Origin of the sequence: Paraburkholderia sp. HP33-1, from assembly GCF_021390595.1 — a bacterium.
In the GTDB taxonomy this organism is placed as follows: domain Bacteria; phylum Pseudomonadota; class Gammaproteobacteria; order Burkholderiales; family Burkholderiaceae; genus Paraburkholderia.
Genome location: NZ_JAJEJR010000003.1, coordinates 63,369 through 86,613, shown reverse-complemented (window position 1 = coordinate 86,613; position 23,245 = coordinate 63,369). Strand labels below are relative to the sequence as shown.

Below are 23,245 nucleotides of genomic sequence, written 5' to 3'. Positions count from 1 at the left end.
ACAGGCTATGCGTTGTGGCAAAGCAATGGCTGGTTGTGCGAGACGGCTATTGGGTTATTCACGTTCCTCGCAGACATGACGATTACGGATGAAAAGAATGACGAAACGAATTGCTGTAGTGACCGGCGGTATGGGCGGTTTGGGAGAGGCGATTAGTATGAAATTGCACGATGCCGGCTATGCGGTTGTAGTCACGCACTCGTTGAGCAACGCCAGCTCAGCTGGATGGCTGGCGAACATGGAAACTCAGGGCAGGAACTTTCGTGCGTATCCGGTCGATGTGGCCGACTACGATTCATGCCAGCACTGTGCGGCCCGGATCCAGGCCGAAGTCGGTCCGGTTGACATTCTGGTGAACAACGCCGGAATTACCGAGGACATGACACTGCGGAAGATGGACAAGGTCAGTTGGGACGCGGTCATCCGCACCAATCTGGATTCGGTATTCAACATGACGAAGCCGCTGTGCGAAGGGATGGTCGCACGAGGCTGGGGACGCATCGTCAACATTTCTTCTGTCAACGGCTCGAAAGGCTCGATCGGCCAAACCAACTACGCCGCGGCCAAGGCCGGCATGCACGGCTTCACGAAATCGCTGGCACTGGAAGTGGCGCGTAGAGGGGTTACTGTCAACACGGTTTCGCCGGGCTACCTGGCGACGAAGATGGTTACGGCGATTCCACAGGAGATTCTCGATACAAAGATCCTGCCGCATATCCCTGTGGGACGTCTGGGCAGGCCCGACGAAGTGGCGGCGCTCGTGCTTTACCTCTGCTCGGACGATGCCGGCTTTGTGACCGGAGCCAATGTTGCGATCAACGGCGGCCAGCACATGCAGTAACAGTCATGCGAAGCCCGCATGAGCCGCTCACGCAACAACCCTATTGCTCCTCGAGAGAAACGTGACATGAGTGAAATCTGGATGGGCCTGATTATCGGAGGCTCGGCCCTTTGTATCGCCGTGTTCATGGTGATTGGTCACTATCGCCGTGAGCGGTCGCGGGCACGGATGCTACGAGATCTGAATGATCACGAGTGCTGGCATCAAACGCGCGAAAGAATGTGATCGCACCGCCGCACACGGATATACGGACCGGACTTATTCGGTCACGACATCGAGAAAAGTGGATGAAGACGACAATCAAGAAACTATCTGGAGACACGGAGAGCCCTTACACGCCCCAGACTGCCGAGGATCCGATTTCACATCTCGAACAGATCCTGTCGTGCAATGGCGCAGAATCATTGTTCGGCCGGACCTACTTGCGCGCACGTGTTCAGCAGGTGAGCGCTACGCGAGGGCTGACTCCGCTGCAAAGAGCAAGGCTTATGAGGCTACTTAGTCGGGTCTGAATAATTCGAAGCGCCCAGTGCAGCAAGGGTTTGAAGTGGAAAGTGGTTGGTGCATGTGCAGGAACCTGGCAGATTATGGGTAGTTTCCTGCAAATTCTGTCGAGGTCTGGATGGGCCCGAAGACAGCGGTGAGCGAAGGCGATTTGTTCCGACATTCCCTGCGCGAGCAGACTAACCTGAAGCATCCGCCGGTACGTCTGGCTGAAGCGCTGGAGCAGGCGACGCTCCTGAGCGACGTGCAGCCGGAAGCGACCATTGTTGATCGCGGCGACAAAGGCGTCTTCGTCGATGGCGTGATGACCTATCACCCGGGATTGCGACGCGGGATCACGCGCGGCGTGCGCGCGATGATCCGAAGGCGAAGCGCGATCGGAACTCGCTCAAAGTGCGCTCGGTGATGCGATACACGCAGTGCCGTGCGGCGCCGGCCATAACCTGCGGATGATCCTCGGAATACGGAGGCCTTATTACGCCCTTGTTCTGATCGCTTTGCTCAACCGCCCAATCACTGTGGTCTTCCAGCAGTTAGGACAACGGCCGACCAAAGCGAATAATTCAGACACGACTACTTAACCTTATCGCGACGCAACCGGCCTTCATGCGGAAGCCCTGGAGTGGAACGCGACACGCTTGACAAAGAAGGGGGATTCGCCGATGATAAATTTAGAACGTTCTAAATTTATCATCGAAACGAACCGAGTCGGACAGACATAATGAGTGGAGACAACCGGATCGCAAACGCCGTGGGATCCGATACGGTATTACCTCGCGCGACTGACCCGTGGTGGACAAGTCGAGCCGCGGGTTTCGAGCCGCACTGGCAGACTGACATGCTGACGCTCGATTGCGGGGTTATCGATGCGGCGCAACAGCATCGCGGCGGCTTGCTCGCCGAGTTGATCGAAATCGATCGACACGGTCGTCAGCGCGGGAGTCCACAGCGCCGATTCGGCGACGTCGTCATGGCCCGTGACGGAAAAATCGATACCCGGTTCCAATCCCCGTCGGTGCAACGCGAGCATCACGCCGAAGGCAACCGTGTCGTTCGCGCATGCGGCCGCGGTCGGAGGCTCCGGCAACGCGAGCGCTTGATCGAGCAACGACATGCCGGAATGTCGTGTGAGTTCGCCTTCAATTTCGAGGGCGGCGTCGCGTCGGATCTTATAACGTCGCAAAGCATCCCGGTAGCCGGCGACGCGTTCGCGGCCGACCCACGTGGAGGACGAGCCACCCAGCAACGCGATCCGCCGATGCCCAAGCGCGATCAGATGTTCAACCGCGACACGCATCCCGTATCGATGATCGTACCCGGCGTAATCGAGGCCGCTGTCGGGCAGGTCACGCGACACAAGTACGCAGGGCATGCCGGCTTTTTTCAGATGCGCAACGAGTTGATCGGATTCGGTGCGATGCGCCGGACACAGCAATAGGCCATCGACATTGTGCTCGCGCATTTTCTCGATGAAATGCGTCTGTCGAGATGTGTCTTCCCGTACATCGGAAATCAACACGGTCCGATCGATTTGGTAAAGCGCACGTTCCACGGAGGACGCGAGGCCCGCGAAATAGGGATTGGCAAGATCGTTGACCGATACGGCAATGACACCGCTACGACGCGATCGCATCGATGCCGCATTGCGGTTATACACGTATCCGAGTTCCTGAATGGCGGCCTGCACCTTTGCCACCGTCTTCCTGGCGACCAGGGGACTTTCGCGTAATACGAGCGACACGGTGGGAACGGACACGCCTGCCCGTTCGGCAATATCTCGGATGGTGACTCTGGGGGGAGCCTGCATGAGCGGCAACGCGACAACAAAAAGATGGACGGAAGGGGGTGGCTTTTCGATTGGGGATCATACATGACAATCCGGGCGGAAAACCACCCGACCGGGACGACGACCTTGACGGCGCGGAGCGTTGTTGCGAATTCCCTCGACGTGATCTGGCGGTCCGCCACGGCGATCCCTGTCGCCTGATTGCTTGTCAAGATTATCCGTAACCCGGACCGTTCGCCCGAGCAGCATGGGTTTCTAGCGTTGTAGCGGAAGACCGGTCTGTCAAAATGAGGTAAATCAATAATGAGTAATTATCCGAAACTACGTTTCGGTGTGGTCGGTATTGATCATCGACATATTTACGATCAGGTAAAAAGTCTGCTGGAGATTGGCTCTGAATGTGCCGGGTATTGGACGGCAGGCGAAACCTATATCGAGAAAGGGTTCGTCGAACGATTTCCGGATATTCCGCGTATCGATGATCGCCAGCAATTGCTGGAAGACCCAAGTATTCAGCTGATAACCTGCGCGGCCATTCCATACCAGCGTGCTGATTTCGCCATTGAGGCGATGCTGCACGGTAAGGATTTCATGGTGGACAAGCCCGGTGTGACCACGCTCGACCAACTGGAGCGGGTTAAAAAAGTCCAGCGGGAAACGGGGCAAATCTATTCCATCAATTTTACCGAGCATTTCGAGGTGCGGGCCGTGACAACCGCGACCGAGCTCGTGCGCTCCGGCGCTATTGGACGCGTCATACAAACAGTGGGTCTGGGTTCTCATCGGCTTAATCGCGCCACGCGGCCTGCGTGGTTTTTTGATCCGGTTCAATATGGTGGCATCCTGGTTGATATCGCTTCGCACCAGATTGAACAATTTCTGCATTTTACGGGCAGCGCCGACGCGGAAATTGTTAGCGCCCGTTATGGGAATGTCGGCCATCCTGATGATCCCGGATTGCAGGATTTTGGCGAGATCGCGCTTGCCAATGAGATGGCGGGCGGCTACATACGGGTCGATTGGTTTACACCGGATGGTCTGGCGACCTGGGGGGATGGAAGATTAACCATTCTAGGTACCGAAGGTTATATAGAGCTGCGCAAATATATCGATATCGCAGGACGCCCCGGCAAGGATCACTTGTTCATCGTCAATCAAAACGAAACGCGTTACATCGACTGCTCGCAGGCTCGGCTGCCTTATTACACAGATCTAAAACGCGATATTTTCGAAAGAACCGAAACGGCAATGACGCATCGTCACTGCTTCAAAGTATGCGAGTTGGCCTTGACGGCTCAAGCCGTTGCAAAATCCATCAACAGGAAGGATGTCTGATGCGCGTGGGTAAAAATGAAACGCTAGGATTCGGCTTGATTGGTGCGGGGATGATCGCTGGATTTCATGCTAAAGCCATTCAGGCAGCGAGCCGCCAATACGATATTCGCCTGATGGGGGTATGGGGGAAGACACAGGAGCAGACTGCCGAGTTCGCGTCAAAAAACGAAATACCGTTTTATACGACTCAGCTCGATGAATTGCTTGAAAGACAGGATATCCATGTCGTTTGCATCGTCACGCCAAGCGGCGCTCATTTGGAGCCTGCATTGAAGGCAATTCATGCCGGCAAACATGTGATTATCGAAAAACCACTTGAAATCACGATTGAGCGGGTGGATGCGATGATTGAAGCCGCGCAAATGGCCGGCGTGAAGATTTCGGCGATTTTTCAGGCGCGCTTTGCGTCTGGCGCGCAAGCTGTAAAAAAGGCACTGGAATCGGATCGTTTTGGTCGGCTATGTTTGTGCAGCGCCTATGTCAAGTGGCATCGCACCGAAGAATATTATTCCGGATGGAAAGGCACCCTGGCTTTGGATGGTGGCGGAGCGGTAATGAATCAGGCTATTCACGCCCTCGATTTATTGCATTGGTTTGCGGGCATGCCGTATGAAGTTTATGCGTGGGCAACGCGTGCGGTTCATAAAAAAATCGAAGCAGAAGATACGGCTTGTGCGACGTTCAAATTTCCCAATGGCGCGTTGGGCGTGTTCGAGGCAACAACCGGGGCCTACCCAGGCTGGGAGCGACGCATAGAAATCTGTGGCGAGCGCGGCTCGGTATCCATCGAGGATGATCGGATCGTGCGGTGGGAGTTTATGGATACCCAGCCTGAAGACGAAATATTGCGTGGTCAGCAGGAAGGGAAAAATTCCTCGTCCGGCGCAGCAGCGCCCGATCAGATCAGTTACCACGGCCACCAAAAGCAGATCGAGGAGATGGTGGAGGCTATTCGCTTGGGGCGGCCGCTAAGTGTAGACGTGAAGGAAGCGCGTAACACGGTCGCTTTGGTCTGTGGGATATACCAGTCAGCAGAAGAACATTTGCCGATCAAAGTTGACGCGCTTTGATTTTTATCAGGAGGAGAGCGATATGTCAGGTGGTGCATCCGAGCCTATCCAGGCTATTGATAGAGAAGATGAGAAGCCTTGGTGGCGGATTTTCAATCGAACCCATTGGATGATTTTTGTCGTCGCATCGATGGCCTGGATGATCGATTGCATGGATCAGCAAATATTCAATCTGGCGCGCGATCCCGCAGTTGAGTTCTTGGTGAATAAAGAACTGACGAACATTTACGCACCCTATACAACCTCCGTATTTCTGGTTGGCTGGGCGATCGGCGGACTGATCCTCGGTTCATTGGGCGACCGTTATGGTCGGGCAAAAATGCTACTCGTGGCCATATTGATGTATGCGGTCTGTACAGGGTTGAGCGCATTTGCTAAAGGATTCTGGGATTTCAGCTTTTATCGCTTTATTACCGGCTTGGGCGTCGGAGGTGTTTTTGGTTTGGCGGTGGCGTTGGTGTCCGATTCGGTCCCTGATCGCTCGCGTGCTCCCGCTCTGGGGATGCTTCAATCCCTTTCGGCGCTGGGTAATATTTCTGCCGGATTGATCGGCATCGGTGTAGGCTTTTTGGCAATTCGTCAGGCGCTGCCAGCGAATCTCCAGGCCTGGCAGATATTGTTCCTGATTGGTGGAATTCCGGCATTGTTTCTGGCTCCGCTTCTTTTAAGGATCAACGAGCCTCAAAAATGGGTCGATGCGAAAAAAGAGGGGGAGCTGAAAGGAATCAAGTTCGGATCATATGCAAACCTGCTAGGACACCCGGTCTGGAGAAAACACGCCTGGTTGGGGCTCGTTGCCTGCGGCGCAGGCATTATTGGCTTGTGGGGGATTGGTAATTTCCATCCGCGCATTGTGCGTTCAATCGTGGATGCCCACCTTGCCGCGTCGAACTTGACGCCGGAGGCGATCGCCGCCGAGAAAACCTACTGGGGTTCTGTCGGCTTGTTCCTGCAGAATATCGGTGGTTTTCTGGGCATGCTGGTGCTGTCTAAATTGGCACGAGTCAAAGGACGCCGAATTGCGCTTGGATTGGCTCTGTTGTTGTCGTTTTTGACGACAGTCATGGTTTTCAGGTTCATGCGTGAAATCGACCAGATGTACTGGATGTTACCCGTCATGGGGTTTGGTCAGTATTCGGTGTTCGGCGTTTATGCCATTTATTTGCCCGAGCTTTTCCCCACCAGTCTGCGCGGCACTGGAACGAGTTTTTGTTATAACTTCGGTCGGCTATTGGCCGCGACGGCGCCTTTCACTATCGGCCAGGTGACACGCAGCCTGGGTGGCAATATCGAGGCTTTCAGGACAAGTGGAATTGCGGTGAGTTTCATTCTCCTGTTGGGAATCATAGTATTGCCATTTTTGCCGGAAACAAAAGGAAAGCCATTGCCAAAAGATTGATGCCGTGCTTTTCGAGATCCATTTTGATTTGGTCGATTGAATCCAGACGTTCGGTTAGCCACCAATGGTGGCTGATCGCGATTTCTAAGTTTGCAGATTTCTTATATAGATGGAGACATGTGATGCGGCAACGCATGATTTGTGCAATCCAACGATTATTTGGGCTGGCGGCGGTATTGTTACTGCTTTCAGGTTGTTCCGGGGGGGACAATCTAATCTCGTCAGCCGCGAATGGCGTGTCTGAAAATCAATCGGATGAGAGCCAACAAAACGTCAGCGGTGCCGCCGATTGCGATTCAACGCCTTATATTGCGGCGGCCTCCCGCTCCCAGAAGGTTGCTCAATCGCGAATGTCGGTGCAGCCTTACGTGTTGACCGGCGATACGGTGACGGTGGACAGCGTCGCTTCCACCGGTACCCAGGGCAAGCTGGCCGCTGCGTTGACAGCGAAAGGATACGGTACTCAAGCGGATCTCGAACGCATCGGTAAACTGGTCATCAACGCTGGCACGCTCAGCGGCAAGGACAGCGCCGTTTTTTATAGCGCGAAAGACGGCACCGGGATGAAGAACCTGCAGGAACTGGAAGTCGTGGGTACGGCGAATTTCCTGGGCAACGGCACGAATCCCTGCTACTTCCCCGATCTCTTTCCCGGTCAGGATCAATCCGGCTGTAGTCTGGAGGGGACGCCGACGTCCAATGCCGCTTCCGATGTGCAACTGGGCGTCATTCCCAAGGCCATGTTCGCATCGCATCCGTCGCTGCGCCGTGTCACGATCGCCAATGCTACGCAGGTGGCGAGCCAGGCATTTTCACTGATTCCTACCTTGCAATATGTGGATTTGCCCAATGTGGAAATCCTGCAGTCTCAAGCCTTCGCCATGGAGAAATTCAGCAACACCAGTCAACTCTCCGAAATCCATCTGCCCAAGCTCAAAACCAGTTGGGAACGGACGTTTTATTACAACGTAAGCCTGAACAAGCTTGTTCTTGGCGACACGCCCCCTTATTTCAGCCGGCCCGCCAGCAAGGAGGGGCTATGGTTCAGCTATGCCACTCAAGTTGAAATTTATGTGCCAAGCAAAGCCAGCTACGATGCCAATTATCTTAACAAGGCCTATATTTCGGAAGTCGATTTCAGCAGTTTCCCGGCGCATGCCAGCAGCGGGGATGTCATCGTCACACCGCCAGCAATCAATGCCTATCAAGATGGTTGCTTTCAATCATTGCGTGCAAAATACCCTGGTTCTGGGCTATACGGTGGCAGTTATAAATACAGCTTGCAACTCTATTCCTTCAACTCCGCACTCAATCGCGCCATCAAGGACGGCACCACGAGCAGCACGCTTGCCGATGGCAGCCCAGGCTGGGGTATGACCAACGGCAACCAGATCAATACGCTCGATGCGATGGAATGGGCGAAAATCAACGGCTTTGACCAGGTGGACATTGCGTTCTATTACCTACCCGGCTACAGCAACACCGATATGCCTCCTTTGGCTGCCGCAGCCGGCTGCAAACCGGGCGAATGCGTCAGTCAGGACACTATTCGCGCACGCATCGATGAGCTAAAACAGTGGGGGCAAACTATCGGCATCGATATCAGCGGCACCGGCATTCAAAATAGCTTTTCAGACTCGTTGGAAAAGCGCCGCGATCTGGACTTGGAACGCTCCAAATTCTATCTGGAGATGACTGCGCGTTTGGGCGCCCCCATGATGCGTATCTTCACGGGACCGCCGCCGGTGCAAATCAGCCGTATCTCATGGAAAGATTTGATGGACACGCAAATCATTCCATTGGTGAAAGAACTGGCGCAATACGGCATCGATCATAACTTGCGTGATAAGCATGGAAACTATGTGATCATCGGCGTGCAGAATCATGGGGACATGCTCTCCACGGCCAATCAGGTTCTGTATTTCTACAGCCGTATGAACGATGCGTCTGGTCGGCAGTATCCCAATGTACGGATGATTAATGACACGGGGTACTACCGTCCGTTCAACAGTATCGATTCGTCGCAAACCAACTGGTACGACGAAATCGCGACGGCGAGTCCAGTCAGTGTGAGTCTGCAAGTCAAGAAAAAGCCCGGCGGCGCCGAAACCAGCACGATGATGGACCTGCCGCGACTCTTTGCGGGGGTGCGCGGAAAAGGTTTTGGTTCTTTCCAAACGCCGAGCTACCAATACAACACGGTCCAAATCGAAGTATTGTGGGCGCCGGGTGACGAGGACAATCCTGAAAATGTCAGCGACAAGAACAATGTCACGAGTGCCTACTATGACCGGGTGATGGAATACACCCGTTCCGTTTGGGCGGCGGGCGGTAAACGATAAGTGTGGGCAAACGATTGTCGATCGTTGGGGCAGTCCGGAGGGTACTGTCGACTCAATCGCGGCGATACAGTAAGCGTGGCATGGCTCAAAGGTGCGCTCGGTGATGCGATACACGCAGCGCCGTGCGGCGCCGGCCATAACCTGCGGATGATCCTCGGAAAACTGAGGCTCTTTTACGCCCTTGCTCTGATCGCTTTGCTCAACCGCCCAATCACTGTGGTCTTCCAGCAGTGAGGACGACGGCCGACCAAAGCGAATTGTTCAAACCCGACTACTTAACATACCGTGGCGTTCAGCGAGTGCTACCGCAACAGCGTTGACCTCCGGGACGTCGAACGCAATGACTTCACCTGCGACGCTCGCGACCAGTCCGTCGAACAGATGGCTGGCATTCTGCGCGTCGTCGGCAAAGAGCGGACCTATCTTGTAGCCTGTCCTGCAACGGCGCAGCACGCCGTACCCTCTGATCTGATCGTTGCGGACATCCGCCAGAGCCAGAGCCAGCGCATGCGGTTGCGCGATCCAGCCCGCAAGGAACTCGGAACGCGTGGCCGAAAAGCATGCGCTGTCGTAGGCAACTAGCTGCGCGAACGGCACATGTCGCGCGTTCGTCAGAAATGAGGCGGGTCGCAAAATCGGCGTTGGTTTTTATCGAAGTTGTGACGGGGTCGGTGATCGTAAAGCTCGGATTTGTCGTGTACGAAAGTCTCTTCAAGCGCGGCCGGAAGGACGCGCGTTTCGAAAGCCGTCCCGCTCCGGCTGTGCGAAATGCAGAAGCAGGAATGCAGAGGCCATAGCCTCGTGCGTGCCACGGAGGATGCGTGTCGTCTATGCCAGAGCCGTTCAGAGATGTTTGAACACGCCGCTCGCCACCTTGCGCAGTTCGTCGAACTGCGTGACGAGTTCGAGGCACAGAATAAAGGCCAGCATCGCTGACGGCCCCGGCCAGCGTTCGATCCATCGCAGCATCGGAGTCGCGTAGCGCACGCGGATCGCATCTCGCGTCATGACCACGGCAATCACCATTCCCACGGCAGCACCGACCAGCAAATCGGTTGGGTAGTGAAAGCCGAGATAGGCGCGCGGAAGGCAAATGAACAGCGCGGTATAGAGAATCGCCAGCACACCGATACCGCGCGACACGAGGAAGATGCCGGTGGCGACCGCCATCCATAGCATCGCGTGATCGCTCGGGAAGGAACTCCAGCTTGTCAGCAGTGCGTCCTTGATCGCGCCATCCGCAAAGTGCAGATGCAATTCAGGGCTATAGATGGGGCGTACCCTGAACGGCAACCAGTGAGTCAGCAGTCTGCCGACAAAAAGCGCCACGATGCCGCTGAGAAGCGTCGCGAGAACCATCTCTCTGCGCCATTCGCGGCGTTGGTCTTGCTGAAACCACATCCACCACAGCACGGGAATGAGTACGAGACCTTTGAAGCTGTACAGATCGGCGATGGCCTGTATGGATTGGGTCGCGAAATGACCGAAGTGAAGGTTGGACAGATATGTTTCGATAGACGAATCAAAGCCGTTCATTATTTTGTAAGAAGATTGGGGTCATCGCAAAATGCCGTTAGCATAGCGTATTGGATACGCCGCATTTTGCGATGCTTACTTTCACTGACAATCTTTACCGCGAATTTTCATTGCTAACTTTCAGTGACGGCTTACGGGGCGAACTGATCGTTAAAAATCCCACACCTCAACTCGTTTAACTTCGGTAAAAAGTTTCCGCTGACAAATGCTGATCGAGGGTGCGTCATGGAAAATGCCGGTATTCAGTTAGCTCGGTTGCCCGCGTGACCATGCGACGCCTGCATCTGCTCGAAATCGAAGACGAGCCGTGGTGCCCCCGGGCCATCCGTGACGGCGCTACCGACTGGCTGCACTTTCTGGCCAATGCCCACAAGGGATTCAACGTCATCTCAGTCAAGCTGCGCGAGGCGATGCGACGGGTCGGCAGCGACCGGATCGTCGATCTCTGCTCGGGCGGCGGCGGCCCGTGGCAGACGCTTGCACCGTTGCTCGCGCAGTCCGGATGCGTGACGGTGCAGTTGACGGACTTCTATCCCAATCGCGCCGCGCACGAGCGGGTATCTGCCGCGTCGACCGCGCGCGTCACCTATGTGAGCGAACCGGTGGATGCGATGGATGTGCCGTCGGGATTCGACGGTGTGCGCACGATGTTCAACGCTTTCCACCATTTCCGGCCGCACGATGCGCGGGCGATCCTCGCCGATGCGGTGGCGAAGCGCCGTGCGATCGTCATCGTCGAGGGCGCCGACCATCGCCTGCTCGGAATCCTGTTCATTCTGCTGATGCCGCTGATGATGCTCGCGCTGACTCCGCTGATCCGGCCGTTTCGCTGGTCGCGACTCGGGCTCACTTATGTCCTCCCGGTGATCCCGCTGCTCTGTCTGTTCGACGGCATTGTTTCGATGCTGCGCATCTACAATCCCGACGAATTGCGCGAGATGGTCGCGAGTATCCCGGACGAACAAAGCTTCGAATGGGACATCGGCACGCAGCCGGTGCACGGATCGCCGCTCGGTCTCACTTACCTTGTCGGCGTTCCCCGGGGACCAGCGGGCTGATCACTTGCGGGCCAGGTGGTCAGATGTCGCGTTGCTACCCGCCGGCAACTGGCCCATCGCCTGAAACAGTGTCGCCGTATCGGTCAGACGCCTGCCGATCAGGCGGATTTCTTCGAGCCTCGCAGTTTCGTACTGCTGCTCGCCGCCGCGCGCGGATGAAGCCGGTAGCGCGCCGAGCCGGTGGCGTGACGTGGCTTCGTCGAACGCCTCGCGTGCAGCATGAGTGGCACCGCTCGCGGCTTCGAGTGCCTGCGCGTCGTGTTCGAGCGACGCGAGCGTGTCCGCGACGTTCTCGAACGCGGCCAGCACAGTCTGCTTGTACTCGAACACGGCCGCCTCGTAGGCGTCGATTGCCGCGCGCCGCTGTGCGACGAGCGCGCCGCCATGAAAAAGCGCTTGCGACAAGGTCGCGCCGATGCTCCAGATCGCGCCGGCGCCCGACAGCGCGAGCGGCCAGCTGAACCCGCCTTGTCCCATCGATGCGTTCAGCGTCAGGCTCGGAAAGAGCTGGGCCGTTGCGACGCCGACGTCGGCTGCGGCGGCTTTCAGCGCCGCCTCGGCTGCCTCGATATCGGGCCGCGCGCGCAACAGGTCGGATGGCAACACGACGGGCAGGTCCTGCGGCAAGTGCAGGCTCGCGAGATCGGGCTCGGGCGGCGCCGCGTCGGGCGTGCGGCCAAGCAGCACCGCGAGCGCATGTCTTGTCACCGCCAGCCGCTGCCGCAACTCGGCCACGCTGACCTCGAGCGTGGCGATGCTTTGCCGCGCGGCCAACACCTCGCCGTGCGTCAGCGATCCGAGTTCGTAATGCCGTTCGGTATCGTGAGCCTGATCGCCCGCAAGCGCGACCATGCGCTCGGTCGCGTCGATCTCGGCGCGCAACATCGCCGCCTCCATCGTTGCCGTGACGATGTTGGTGGCCAGTGCGCGCCGCGCGGCTTCGCGTTGATACGCTTCGATGTCGACACGCGCGGACCGGGCCGCGTTGGCCTGGCGCACCGCACCGAACAGGTCGAACGTATATTGCGCCTGGACGACGCCGATAAACTCGTTGTAAAGCAGCGTATTCGGGCCGCCGGGGACCGGAATGCCGAGATCGCGCCCGCGCGACGTCTGCCCGACCAGATCGACCGTCGGCAGCAGCGAGCTGTGAATTTGGCCCCGCAGTTGTTCGCGCGCGGCGGCGAGGCGTTTGTCGGCGGCGGCGAGCGTCGGGCTGTTGCGCAAGCCCTCTTCGACGAGGGCATTCAACGTCGTCGATCCGAACAGCCGCCACCATTCGGGCACAGGTTGCACGCCGATGGTGAAGCGCTGCGCGACACCGAGCGCCTCGACCGTTTGCGCGGGCTGCGGCTCGACGCCGTAATGGACGGGAACGGGCATCGCAGGCGGCTCACCGCTGGGGCCGAACGTGCATGCGCCAAATGCGATCGTCGCCGCGGCACCGCACGCCGCGCGCCAACGATCGATCGCCGACGCCGGCCCGACAACGGGGTTGCAGTCTCTACCCACGATCAACTCCACGTATATGCGACTGTCGCGGCCGCCGTTTGCCCACCGCGTTCGCCATGCCGTACCTTGAACGCGGTCGCGTATAGCGCGGGCAAAAAGAACAGCGTCAACACGGTGGCACCCGTAATGCCGCCCATCAGGGCGGTCGCCATCGGTCCGAAGAAGGCCGAACGCAGCAGGGGGATCAGGGCGAGCACGGCTGCCGCGGCGGTCAGCATGATCGGGCGGAAGCGCCGGAGCGTTGCGCCAATGATCGCGTCGAAGCGCGCGTGGCCCGCGGCGATATCGCGTTCGATCTGGTCGACGAGAATGACCGAGTTGCGCATGATGATGCCGGACATCGCAATGACGCCGAGCATCGCCACGAAGCCGAACGGCTTGCCGAACAGCAGCAGCGCGCCGACCACGCCGATGAGCCCGAGCGGCGCGGTGAGCACGACCATCAGCACGCGCACGAAACTGCGCAGTTGCATCATCAGCAGCGTGAGCACCACCACGAGCATCAGCGGAAGCTGCGCGATCACCGACGCCTGCGCCTGGCCGCTGATCTCGCCCGCACCGCCGGTCTCGATCCGGTAGCCGATCGGCAACGACGCGCGTAGCGGCGCGAGCGTCCGATCGATCGCCTGGATCACGTCGAGGTCCAACGCATTGCCGCGCACGTCGGACTGGACCGTGATCGTCGGAAGACGGTCGCGGTCCCAGATCACCGCGTATTCGAGCTCGTTGTTCAGGTGTCCGAGCGTGCCGAGCGGAACCGGGCCGTTCGGCGTCGGCATCGCGAGGTTCACGATCCCGGCGGGATCGACCCGCTCGCGCTGGGGCGCGCGCAGGTCGACGCTGATCAACCTGTCGCGAACCCGGAATTGCGTGAACGTATAGCCCGACAGCGTCATCGCGAGGAAGCTCCCCACGTCTTCCGACGTGACGCCGAGTTCGCGCGCCTTCTGCTGGTCGATCTCGAAGCGCACCGAGCGTTCGCCGGGTTCGTCCCAGTCGAAATGGACGCCCGTCGTGCGGACATCGGCTTTCATCGTCGCCGCGACTTGTTCCGCGATCTCCCGCACGGTGCCGAGGTCGCTTCCGCTGACGCGAAACTGCACCGGATAGCCCACCGAAGGCCCTGTCTCCAACGGCGAAACGCGCGTACGCACGGCGGGAAAGCTCTTTTGCAGTGTGCTCGCGAGCCAGCGCTCGAGCGTCGCACGATCGTCGACGGACTTTGCGGTGATCACGAACTGCGCGAAGTTGGGTTGGGTCAGCTGGACGTCGAGCGGCAGATAGAACCGGGGCGCGCCCGCGCCGACGAAGTCGACCAGATGATCGATCTCGGGCCGGCCGGCCAGCGTTTTTTCGAGGCGCGCGGCTTCGCGCAGCGTCGCTTCGAACGACGCACCTTCGGGCAGCCGCATGTCGACGAGCAGTTCGGGCCGCTCGGAGCTCGGGAAGAACTGTTGCGGCACGAGCGCAAAGCCGGCCAGCGCGGCAACGAACAGCGCAGCCGTGACGCCGAGCACGACGAGACGCCGCTTCAGGCACCACGCGATGCACTCGCGCAGGCAGCTATGAAAGCGGGTGACGGGCAGCGCCGTCGCCGGGGCCGGGCCCGTCTGCGTGTCGTCGTGCCAGCGGTTCTTGAGAGCCGCGTGGCGCATAGGCCCGCGTGCGGTGTGCTTGCGATGGGGCAGCAGGTGATAGCCGAGCAACGGAATCAGCACGACTGCCGCGAACCACGAGGCGATCAGCGCAATCGCGGATACCTGAAAGATCGAGCGCGTGTATTCGCCGGTGGCCGATTTTGCGAGCGCGATGGGCAGAAATCCCGCCACCGTAACAAGGGTCCCCGTCAGCATCGGAAACGCTGTGCTGCTGTAGGCGAACGCCGCGGCCCTTGCGCGGCACCATCCCTGTTCGAGCTTCACGGCCATCATCTCGACCGCGATGATCGCATCATCGACGAGCAGGCCCAGCGCGAGGACGAGCGTGCCGAGCGAGATCTTGTGCAAGCCGATGTCGAACCCATCCATGCCGAGCGCGGTGATCGCAAGCACGACCGGGATCGAGATCGCCACCACCACGCCGGCGCGCCAGCCCAGTGAGATGAGGCTTACGGCCAGCACGATCGCAATGGCTTCGGCGGCGGCCTCCAGAAAAGCGTTGACCGAATGCGAGACCGCGTGCGGCATGCTCGACACCTCGACGAGCTTGAGTCCCGCCGGCAGACGCGCACGCAATTCGGCGGCCTGCGCATCGAGCCGCTTGCCAAGCTGAATCACATCGCCGCCAGCCTGCATCGTGATGCCGATGGCGAGCACGGCGCCGCCGTCGGTGCGAACCTGCGAGACCGGCGGATCGTCGTAGCCGCGCCTGATCGTCGCGATGTCACCGAGACGAACGAGTCGATGGTTGATATCGATCAGCGTGTCGGCCATCGCCTTCAGATCGGTGAACTGGCCGCTCGGACGCACATACACGCGATCGAACGCGGTGGTCAGCGTGCCGCTCGGCGTGACCGCGTTTTGCGCATTGATCGCCTGCGCGAGCTGTTGCGGCGTGATACTGAGCCGCGTCAATTGCGCGTTGGGAATCTCGATCGTGATGTGCTCGTCGGGGTCGCCGAAATAGTCGACCTTCGCGACACCGGGCACGCGCAGCAGCACGCTGCGCAGTTCGTCGGCGTAGTCGTGCAATTGGGCCGGCGAGAACCCGTCGCCCGCGAGCGTATAGATGTTCGTGTAGACGTCGCCGAACTCGTCGTCGAAGTACGGCCCCCGCGCGCCGGGCGGAAGCGTATCGGCGATGTCGGCCACTTTCTTGCGCACCTGGTACCACGTCTCGCGCACCTCGTTCACCGGCGCAGAGTCTTTCATCGTGAAGACGATCAGCGATTCGCCGGGACGCGAGTAGCTGCGCAGATAGTCGAGATGGGGCGTTTCCTGGAGCTTGCGGCCAATCCGGTCGGTCACCTGCTCCTCGACCTGGCGTGCGGTCGCGCCGGGCCAGAAGGTGCGGATCACCATCGCGCGGAACGTGAACGGCGGGTCCTCGGATTGTCCGAGCCGGGAATAGGCGAGCACGCCGAACAACGTCGCGAGCACGACGGCGAAAATGACGACCGCCTGATTGCGGATCGCCCACGCGGACAGGTTGAAACGGCCAGTGTCGTCCGCCGCCGGCCGTCGCGGTCCACCGGCTCCGCCGGACCCCTGGCTGAACAGTGCCTTCATGATGCGAAGTCCTCGGGATGCAACGGCGCGACCGCGCGCACGGTTTCGCCGGCGCTGACGGTATGCACGCCTTGCAGCACGACGCGCTCGCCGTCCGTGAGGCCTCGCGAGACGGAGATCGTGCGGTCGTCGTAGCGGCCGACCTGGACCCGGCGCAGCTCCAGCGCATGGTCGCCGGGCCGAACGACCCAGACGGCCGGCGTGTTGCCCTCGTGAAAGAGCGCGGTGGCGGGCAGCGTGATCGGATCGTCCGCTTGCGCCTCGCCCGCCGCCTCGGCGAAGGTGACGTTGGCCGTCATGCCGAGGTGGACCTCGGGACCCGGCGCATCGAGCGTCAGTCTCGCGCGATAGGTGCGGCTGCCGGGATCCGCGGCCGGCGATAGTTCCCGCACGCGCGCCGCGTAACGCCGGCCGGTGACGGCCGGCAGTGAGATGCTGGCTGCGCTGCCGACCGCGAGCGCCTTCAGCAGGCTCTCTGGCACGTCGCAGAGGATATCGACCTCGCCGGACCAGGCGAGATGGTAGACCGGTTGTCCCGCCGCGAGGTTCTGCCCGGTGTCGGCGTCTTCGCTGGTCACGACGCCAGCATGGTCTGCCGTGAGGACCGTGTATTGCACCTGATTTTTCAGCAGCGCGAACTGCTCCACTGCCTGATCGCGTTGCGCAACGGCCGCCACGTACGCGTCCTGGGTTTGCTCGAGCTGTGTCGTCGCGATCAGCTGTTCCTGCGCCTGTGCCCGGTCGCGATCGAGTTGCTGCTCGGCGAAGGTGAGCCGATGCTGCGCCGCCATCAATTGGGCCTGCGCGCTCGCGAGGCTGCGTTGCGCGTCGTCGGGATCGAGCCGCGCGATCACGTCGCCGGCCTTGACCGTATCGCCGAGATGCACGTTCCGCACGATCAGTTTGCCTGCGATGCGAAACGACAGCGGCGTTGCATAGCGTGCGTTGACTTCGCCCGGCAGCGTCGCGAGAACGGGCCTGCTGTCCCGATGCACAGCCACGGCGATAACCTGGGGCGGCAGCGTCACCTCGGCTTGTTTCGCGTGACAGGCGGCGAGCGCGAGCGCGCCTGACACCGTCAGCATGATCCCGTGCCAGCGCATGCGGCTCACGAGTGTTCCTCCAGCTCGCCGGCTTCGAACTGTGCCTTGGTCCGGCGGCGCTGCACTTTGCCGCTCGAAGTCCGCGGCAAGCTGCCCGACTGCACGATCGCCACGTGACCGACCTGCAGGCCCGCGCTTTCGGCGACCTTCTGGGCGATCGCGCGGCGCAGCGTCGCGGCTTCGGCCGGCTTGCCCTCGGCACAGACAACGAGCGTCTCGTCGCCGTCGCGCATCACGCTGAACGCGATGACACCGCGGCTTTGCACGCTCGGCAACTCGGCCACCGCCCATTCGATGTCCTGCGGATAGTGGTTCGAGCCGTGAATGACGATCAGATCCTTGCTGCGGCCGCAGATATAAAGCTGGTCGCCGACGAGGTAGCCGAGGTCGCCGGTCTGGAGCCAGCCGTCGCGGTATGCGTCGGCAGTCGCGTCGGCCAGGCCGTAATAGCCCGCGGTGATGCTGGGCCCGCGCGTGACGATTTCGCCGACGCAGCGTTCGGGCAACGCTTGCCCGGATTCGTCGACGATCCGCAGCTCGTGCCCGGGAAACGGATGGCCGCAGCCGACCAGTTCGATCGAGCGCAATCCGCTGTCACGCGTGGCCGGTATGGCTCGACCGAGGCCCAGCGTCGACGCATAGACGACGTCGGTGACGATCGGCTGGCCGTGGTCGTGAAACGTGATCGCGAGTGTTGCCTCGGCCATCCCGTAGCACGGCAGCAGCGCTTCGGCGCGAAAGCCGGCCGGCTCGAAGCGCGCGCAGAACTGGCGCAACGCTTGCGCGTTGATCGGCTCGGCCCCGCAGCCGGCTACGCGCAACCGCCGCAGGTCCAGCCCTTCGAGGTCGGCGTCGCGGGTACGGCGCGCGGCGAGCGCGTATGCAAAGTTCGGCGCGAAGCTGATCGTGCCGCCGTACTTCGTGATCGCCTCCATCCAGAGCCCAGGGCGGCGCACGAACGCTTCGGTTGCCAGCAGCACGCTCGGCAAGTCGCAGATGAGCGCGCCGAGCACGCTGATGAGCCCCATGTCGTGGTGCAGCGGCAGCCAGCTGACATAGACATCCTGTTTGCGCAGATCGATGCCTCGCGGTCCGAGGAACGCGCTCGCATTCGCGACCAGATTGCGATGCGTGACCATCACGCCTTTCGGCAGCGACGTGCTGCCCGACGTGTATTGCAGGAAGCACAGGTCGTCGGGATGCACTGTGGGCAAATCGCAGGCGGGCGGCTCGCTGTCGCCCAGCGCTTCAACGGTCACGATGCGTTCGAGGCCGGTGTCGACGGCCAGCACATCCTCGATGGTCTCTCTTGCCGAGTCCGATGTGAGTAGTATCCGCGCGCCCGCCGAGCGCACGATGTGACTCACCGTTTCGGCGTAGCGCGTGCGGGTCTTGAAGTTGAGGCTCCCGCGAGGAAAGATCGGTACCGGGACGAGACCGGCGAACGATGCGCCGAGGAAGCTCAGGATGAACGCTTCCGGGTCGAGGATCACGAGCGCGATGCGCTCGCCCTTGTTCAGGCCCAGTGCCGCGAGCTTCCTCGCACGCTTGCGTGCTTCGCGTTCGAGCGCCTCGTAAGGATAGTAGTGCTCGTCGCCGTTCGAGGAGACAAAGCGAAGGCCTCGAGCGTCGCCGCGCGGCAGCGCTGAAACGGCATCGACTAGCGTCTGGTCCATGTTGACGGCTCCCCGGTCATGTCATTGAGCATCAGCGATCAAGCGACGCAGCCGGCGTCCAGTCGCGGATCGGCTGCAGTCGGCGACGCAGCAGTGCGATCACCTCGTCGTCGTTGCGCGCCGGCGCGCCCGGCAGGCGCACGAAATGCGTCGCGAGCTTGCGATGCTGGCGCGTGACGAGCAGCAGCCAGATCTGCGCGATGTCGATGCGATCGAAAACGACCGCGTCCTCGCGGCCGTACTTTTCGAGGTTCGCCGCGAATTCCTTCGTGAGCTCGCTGTAGTGCGTCCCTTTGCGGACGTGGTGATAGATGTGATAGCCGGCGTTGAAGACGCGCGCATTGAAACGCGAGTCGATCGTGTTGGTGCTGCTCGTATACGGGTTATCGGGATGATCGGGGTCGATGAACGCGTGCTGGACCCAGTTGCCGATCATCATCATCAGCCGCACGAACACGAACGGGAACACGAACACGACGAGCGTCGCCCGCAGGTTCCAGTACGCGGCGGCGGTGATCGCTGCGTAGAACGCGACCTCGCCCACGAGCAGTTGCCGGATCAGCTTCGTATTGCGCGAGCGCCACAGATAGACGGTGAGCTCGAGCGGGACCAGCGCGGCGAAGCGCAGGTAGTAGTGCAGAAAGCCGCTCACGCTATCGCGCTGGAACGGCATCGTGGAGCTCAGATCGCGCGGCAGGTTGTCGTCGATGTGATGCATGCCCATGTGATGGACATAGAAAGTGCCTGGCGTCTGACCGAAGAACGGGCACAGCACCCAGTCGAGCAGGATCTGGCATGCCCGGTACTGCTTTCTGAAGAGCCGCCGATGCAGCGTGCAGTGGTAGCTCATCGTGAAGCGGTCGCCGAACGCGTTCCAGACGAGCACATACGCAACGCCCAGCCACCACGGAAAGTGGCCGAGGCCATACAGCACGCCCGCGGCGGGGATGAACAGCAACGCGCACTGGACGTAAAGCCACAGATGCGGCAGGTCGCGACGATCGTTGAGCAGGCGGTACATGGCAATTTCCTTCAGGGGCAGTTTCAATGGTCAACGGGCAGGCAGTTCATTTCAGGTCGGCTCGGGCAGTTCGATCACGCCGCTATGGCCATCGACCTTCAGCTGCATCCCCGAACGCACGCGCGTGGTAAGGCCCGGAATCTGGACGACGGTCGGAATGCCAATCTCGCGCGCGACGATCGCGGCATGGGTCAACGGACTGCCGCGCTCGATCAGCAGCCCGGTCGCCGCCGCGAATACCGGTACCCAGCCGGGGTCGGTCCGATAGGTGACGAGGATGCCGCCGTCGAACTCGTTGGCCTCGCGCACGACCTTCGCCGGCCCTTCCGCGAAGCCCGGCGAGCAGGGCGTGCCGCGCAGCGTCGCGCCGGGCGCGTGGGCAGGCGCCGCGTGGAGCGCGGCGAGGTTCGCGGGTTGGCTGAGCCAGGCCGCAACCGGGCCATGCGTGACGAAGCGTGGCGGCAGGTCATCCATGTCACGATAGGCCGCATCGTCGCGCTTGCGCTGCTCGACGAGCGGGCGCAGTTCGCGGTGAGAGACGGTGCCTTCGAAGCACCCCCGAATTTCTTCGAGGCGCAGATGGAAGATGTCGCGGCCGGTCGCCAGCACGCCGTCGCCGGCGAGACCCTCGCCGATCGCGCGGAACATGCGGCGCGCGACGCCGAACGCGCGCGAACGGCAAAAGCGCACGGTCTCACGCGCCCGGATGGCGGCGCGCACGCGGCTGCGCGCGCGTGCAAAAATCCAGCGCTGCAGCGGATTGAGCCGCTCACGCAACAAGGCGTCGATGCGCGCTTCGATGGCGGTGCGATCGATCGACGCGGCACCATGCGCCAGCGAGACCTTCAACATATCGAACAGCACGCCCGGGTCTTCGCGCAAATCGGGCTCTTCGAGCTTCAGTTCGTTCTTGCTGCGGTAGGCGAAATCGGCGAGGTAGCGCTCGATGGCGGCGACGATCTCAGGCGCGCCGCATCCGCGCAGCGCCGCATACGCTTCGGCCGACGGCGTGTTGCGGATCAGCGTTTCGATCTGCGGTTTCAACCGCACGGCTTGCGCAATCGCGGCCAGCCTGCGGACCGGCTCGATGGACTCGATGTCGTCCATGCCCCCGACGACCGCCACTTCGAGCCAGTCAGGCGCATCGGGCATCCACCGCTTGATCAGGCGCCGCACGACGCCGTAACTGAGACCGATCGCCGATTCGAGCACGATCATCATGCCCCAGCGCGCGAGCAGCGCCTGTTCGAAGCGACGGTAGTGCGCATAGACGGCGTCGGCGGGAAGCGAGCGATAGTCGAGCGCGTCGAACTCGTCGTAGACCGGATAAAAGAACGCGCGAAATTGCTCGACGTTGCGCTCGAGACGCGCGAAGTGCCACGTGAACTTCGCGCCGCTCAATGCCCGGATGCAGGCGAGTGCGGCGCGCGAGCCGGCCTTGTACGGCGTGATCAGCGCGGCGAAGCTCGCAAGATCGAGCGGCTCGCCGACGCCCATCTGGACTTCCATCATCTTGCGCCCGAGATCCTGGAACGGCGCGAGCCCGGAAAGCTTGTACCAGTGCAGCAGGTTGTAGTACACGCGCCCGTTCAGGAACGCGAGCGTCGAGCCGAGGAAGCCATCCATCTCACGGCGCTGTTTGTGCGGAATTGCGAGCAGCCGGCAGAACTCACGGAACACCTGCGCATAGACGTGCTGCGCGAATGTGAACGTCAGCTGCGTCGTCACGCCAGGATAGTTCTCGACGATGTTGGAGTTGTCCCACAGCTGGAATTCGCCCGTCCGCGTGGGGTCCGCTGCGACCGGTGTGGTCACCGGGCGCGCTTGCAGGATCCACAACTGGTTCTGCGCAATACACCATTCGATATCGAGCGGCTCGCCAAGCGTGGTTTCGAGCGTGCGGGCCGTCGCAACGACGCGCTCTATCTCGTCGTTGGACAGGGCTGCTATATCGCGCAGCTCGGCCGGAACTTCGCTGATGTGGCGGCCGTTATGACGCTCGCGCTTTTCGCCGATCACTACCTGCTTATGCTGTCCGCTGTGGCGGTCCACGGTGATCGTGTCTGCGTCGACTGCGCCCGACACGAGTCCTTCGCCGAGCCCGTAGACGGCGCTCAACACGAGCTCGTCGCGGTTGCCGTTCGCCGGATTGATCGTGAACACGACGCCGCTCGTGTCCGCCTGAACGAGGCGCTGCAGGATCACGGCCATGCCGGCGCCGGCGATATCGAGTCCGTGCTGATGCCGGTAGCGTAGCGAGCGCTCGGACCAGGCAGAAGCCCAGCACCGGCGCACATGTTCGAGCGTCGAGTCGAGACCGCGGACGTCGAGGAACGTGTCGAACTGGCCTGCAAACGAGAAGCTCGCGCTGTCTTCTTCGACACCGGACGAGCGCACCGCGAGCGGCCCGTCTCCGATGCTGTCGTACGCGCGTGCGATGTCGGCGCGCAACGCGGCGCTCATGTCACAAGTCAGCACGGCCTCGCGGATCGTGCTCGCGATCGCGGCGGCATTCGCGGGCGTGAAGTCGCGCAGCAGCGCGGCGATGGTTTGATCGAGGCCCGCATCGCGCCGGAAGTCCGCGAAGCAGTCGGTACCGAGGATCGCCCAGTGCGGCACCGCTACGCCGAGGTTCGCGAGCCGATGGAGCGATCTGCCCTTATTGCCGGCGAGCCGCTCGATGGTGTCGGCCGGACTCGCCGCGGTCAGGATCACGCGTGACGATGCTGCCGGGGCGGCGCTGCCGCTCGCGGGGTGGACCTCGTGTGGCGCGCAGCTTCCTGCCGCTTCGAATTGCCCGCGTGCAGGCGTAATGGTGTCTAACTTCATTGCGGT

Annotated in this window: 14 protein-coding genes and 3 pseudogenes; 8 read left to right on the top strand and 9 right to left on the bottom strand. The window is 60.9% G+C overall.

All coding sequences use genetic code 11. From position 1 onward, the window contains the following. Positions 1-97 precede the first annotated feature (97 nt). A complete protein-coding gene (phbB, locus tag L0U81_RS27410) occupies positions 98-841 on the top strand; it encodes an acetoacetyl-CoA reductase (protein ID WP_233808120.1) in 744 nt (247 codons plus the stop codon). 709 nt (positions 842-1,550) lie between these two features. Beyond that, positions 1,551-1,926, top strand: a pseudogene (locus L0U81_RS27400) (hypothetical protein); the annotation flags it as partial. 188 nt (positions 1,927-2,114) lie between these two features. Here the strand turns inward: L0U81_RS27400 and L0U81_RS27395 are convergent. Continuing rightward, positions 2,115-3,152 carry a LacI family DNA-binding transcriptional regulator gene (locus L0U81_RS27395; protein ID WP_267957318.1) on the bottom strand — a complete coding sequence of 346 codons (1,038 nt, stop codon included), beginning with the start codon at positions 3,150-3,152 and terminating at the stop codon, positions 2,115-2,117. A 282-nt stretch (positions 3,153-3,434) separates the two neighbouring features. On the opposite strand from L0U81_RS27395, the gene L0U81_RS27390 reads away from it, so the two are divergent. From L0U81_RS27390 to L0U81_RS27370, 5 genes and pseudogenes are all read left to right on the top strand, one after another. Then, positions 3,435-4,466, top strand: coding sequence for a Gfo/Idh/MocA family protein (locus tag L0U81_RS27390; protein WP_233808117.1), 1,032 nt, complete (start codon positions 3,435-3,437; stop codon positions 4,464-4,466). After that, complete coding sequence (locus L0U81_RS27385; RefSeq protein WP_233808116.1) at positions 4,466-5,536, top strand: Gfo/Idh/MocA family protein; 1,071 nt, start codon at positions 4,466-4,468, stop codon at positions 5,534-5,536. The genes L0U81_RS27390 and L0U81_RS27385 overlap by 1 nt, the downstream gene beginning before the upstream one ends. Further along, on the top strand, positions 5,523-6,935 hold the full coding sequence (locus tag L0U81_RS27380; protein ID WP_233808113.1) for an MFS transporter: 1,413 nt from the start codon (positions 5,523-5,525) through the stop codon (positions 6,933-6,935). Before L0U81_RS27385 ends, L0U81_RS27380 begins: the two co-directional genes overlap by 14 nt. A gap of 122 nt (positions 6,936-7,057) precedes the next feature. Beyond that, on the top strand, positions 7,058-9,277 hold the full coding sequence (locus tag L0U81_RS27375; RefSeq protein WP_233808112.1) for a hypothetical protein: 2,220 nt from the start codon (positions 7,058-7,060) through the stop codon (positions 9,275-9,277). A gap of 81 nt (positions 9,278-9,358) precedes the next feature. Next, positions 9,359-9,511 (top strand): annotated as a pseudogene (locus L0U81_RS27370) (IS5/IS1182 family transposase); the annotation flags it as partial. 36 nt (positions 9,512-9,547) lie between these two features. Here L0U81_RS27370 and L0U81_RS27365 read toward each other — a convergent pair. Further along, positions 9,548-9,892 (bottom strand): annotated as a pseudogene (locus L0U81_RS27365) (GNAT family N-acetyltransferase); the annotation flags it as partial. Positions 9,893-10,120: 228 nt separating this feature from the next. Continuing rightward, positions 10,121-10,813: a phosphatase PAP2 family protein gene (locus L0U81_RS27360; RefSeq protein ID WP_233808111.1), complete on the bottom strand. Its 693-nt coding sequence runs from the start codon at positions 10,811-10,813 to the stop codon at positions 10,121-10,123. 269 nt (positions 10,814-11,082) lie between these two features. On the opposite strand from L0U81_RS27360, the gene L0U81_RS27355 reads away from it, so the two are divergent. After that, a complete protein-coding gene (locus tag L0U81_RS27355; protein WP_233808108.1) occupies positions 11,083-11,871 on the top strand; it encodes a class I SAM-dependent methyltransferase in 789 nt (262 codons plus the stop codon). Here the strand turns inward: L0U81_RS27355 and L0U81_RS27350 are convergent, their stop codons facing one another. Genes L0U81_RS27350 through L0U81_RS27325 form a run of 6 tightly spaced genes read right to left on the bottom strand, consistent with a single transcriptional unit; the run spans position 11,872 to position 23,239 of the window. Then, a complete protein-coding gene (locus tag L0U81_RS27350) occupies positions 11,872-13,383 on the bottom strand; it encodes an efflux transporter outer membrane subunit (RefSeq protein WP_233808107.1) in 1,512 nt (503 codons plus the stop codon). A gap of 2 nt (positions 13,384-13,385) precedes the next feature. Continuing rightward, positions 13,386-16,610: an efflux RND transporter permease subunit gene (locus L0U81_RS27345; RefSeq protein WP_233808106.1), complete on the bottom strand. Its 3,225-nt coding sequence runs from the start codon at positions 16,608-16,610 to the stop codon at positions 13,386-13,388. Next, entirely contained in the window at positions 16,607-17,713 is a 1,107-nt protein-coding gene (locus L0U81_RS27340) for an efflux RND transporter periplasmic adaptor subunit (RefSeq protein ID WP_233810009.1), read from the bottom strand. Before L0U81_RS27340 ends, L0U81_RS27345 begins: the two co-directional genes overlap by 4 nt. 5 nt (positions 17,714-17,718) lie before the next feature. Further along, positions 17,719-19,389, bottom strand: coding sequence for a fatty acyl-AMP ligase (locus L0U81_RS27335; RefSeq protein WP_233808105.1), 1,671 nt, complete (start codon positions 19,387-19,389; stop codon positions 17,719-17,721). Between the two features lie 31 nt (positions 19,390-19,420). Continuing rightward, a complete protein-coding gene (locus L0U81_RS27330) occupies positions 19,421-20,410 on the bottom strand; it encodes a fatty acid desaturase (protein ID WP_233808104.1) in 990 nt (329 codons plus the stop codon). A 51-nt stretch (positions 20,411-20,461) separates the two neighbouring features. Then, positions 20,462-23,239 carry a phosphoenolpyruvate synthase gene (locus L0U81_RS27325; RefSeq protein WP_233808102.1) on the bottom strand — a complete coding sequence of 926 codons (2,778 nt, stop codon included), beginning with the start codon at positions 23,237-23,239 and terminating at the stop codon, positions 20,462-20,464. Positions 23,240-23,245: the final 6 nt, after the last annotated feature.

Bases quoted from the DNA above. Each gene is read 5' to 3' on its own strand.
- phbB (WP_233808120.1), top strand. From the start codon at position 98: ATGACGAAACGAATTGCTGTAGTGACCGGCGGTATGGGCGGTTTGGGA.
- L0U81_RS27395 (WP_267957318.1), bottom strand. From the start codon at position 3,152: ATGCAGGCTCCCCCCAGAGTCACCATCCGAGATATTGCCGAACGGGCA.
- L0U81_RS27390 (WP_233808117.1), top strand. From the start codon at position 3,435: ATGAGTAATTATCCGAAACTACGTTTCGGTGTGGTCGGTATTGATCAT.
- L0U81_RS27385 (WP_233808116.1), top strand. From the start codon at position 4,466: ATGCGCGTGGGTAAAAATGAAACGCTAGGATTCGGCTTGATTGGTGCG.
- L0U81_RS27375 (WP_233808112.1), top strand. From the start codon at position 7,058: ATGCGGCAACGCATGATTTGTGCAATCCAACGATTATTTGGGCTGGCG.
- L0U81_RS27360 (WP_233808111.1), bottom strand. From the start codon at position 10,813: ATGAACGGCTTTGATTCGTCTATCGAAACATATCTGTCCAACCTTCAC.
- L0U81_RS27355 (WP_233808108.1), top strand. From the start codon at position 11,083: ATGCGACGCCTGCATCTGCTCGAAATCGAAGACGAGCCGTGGTGCCCC.
- L0U81_RS27345 (WP_233808106.1), bottom strand. From the start codon at position 16,610: ATGAAGGCACTGTTCAGCCAGGGGTCCGGCGGAGCCGGTGGACCGCGA.
- L0U81_RS27340 (WP_233810009.1), bottom strand. From the start codon at position 17,713: ATGCGCTGGCACGGGATCATGCTGACGGTGTCAGGCGCGCTCGCGCTC.
- L0U81_RS27335 (WP_233808105.1), bottom strand. From the start codon at position 19,389: ATGGACCAGACGCTAGTCGATGCCGTTTCAGCGCTGCCGCGCGGCGAC.
- L0U81_RS27330 (WP_233808104.1), bottom strand. From the start codon at position 20,410: ATGTACCGCCTGCTCAACGATCGTCGCGACCTGCCGCATCTGTGGCTT.
- L0U81_RS27325 (WP_233808102.1), bottom strand. From the start codon at position 23,239: ATGAAGTTAGACACCATTACGCCTGCACGCGGGCAATTCGAAGCGGCA.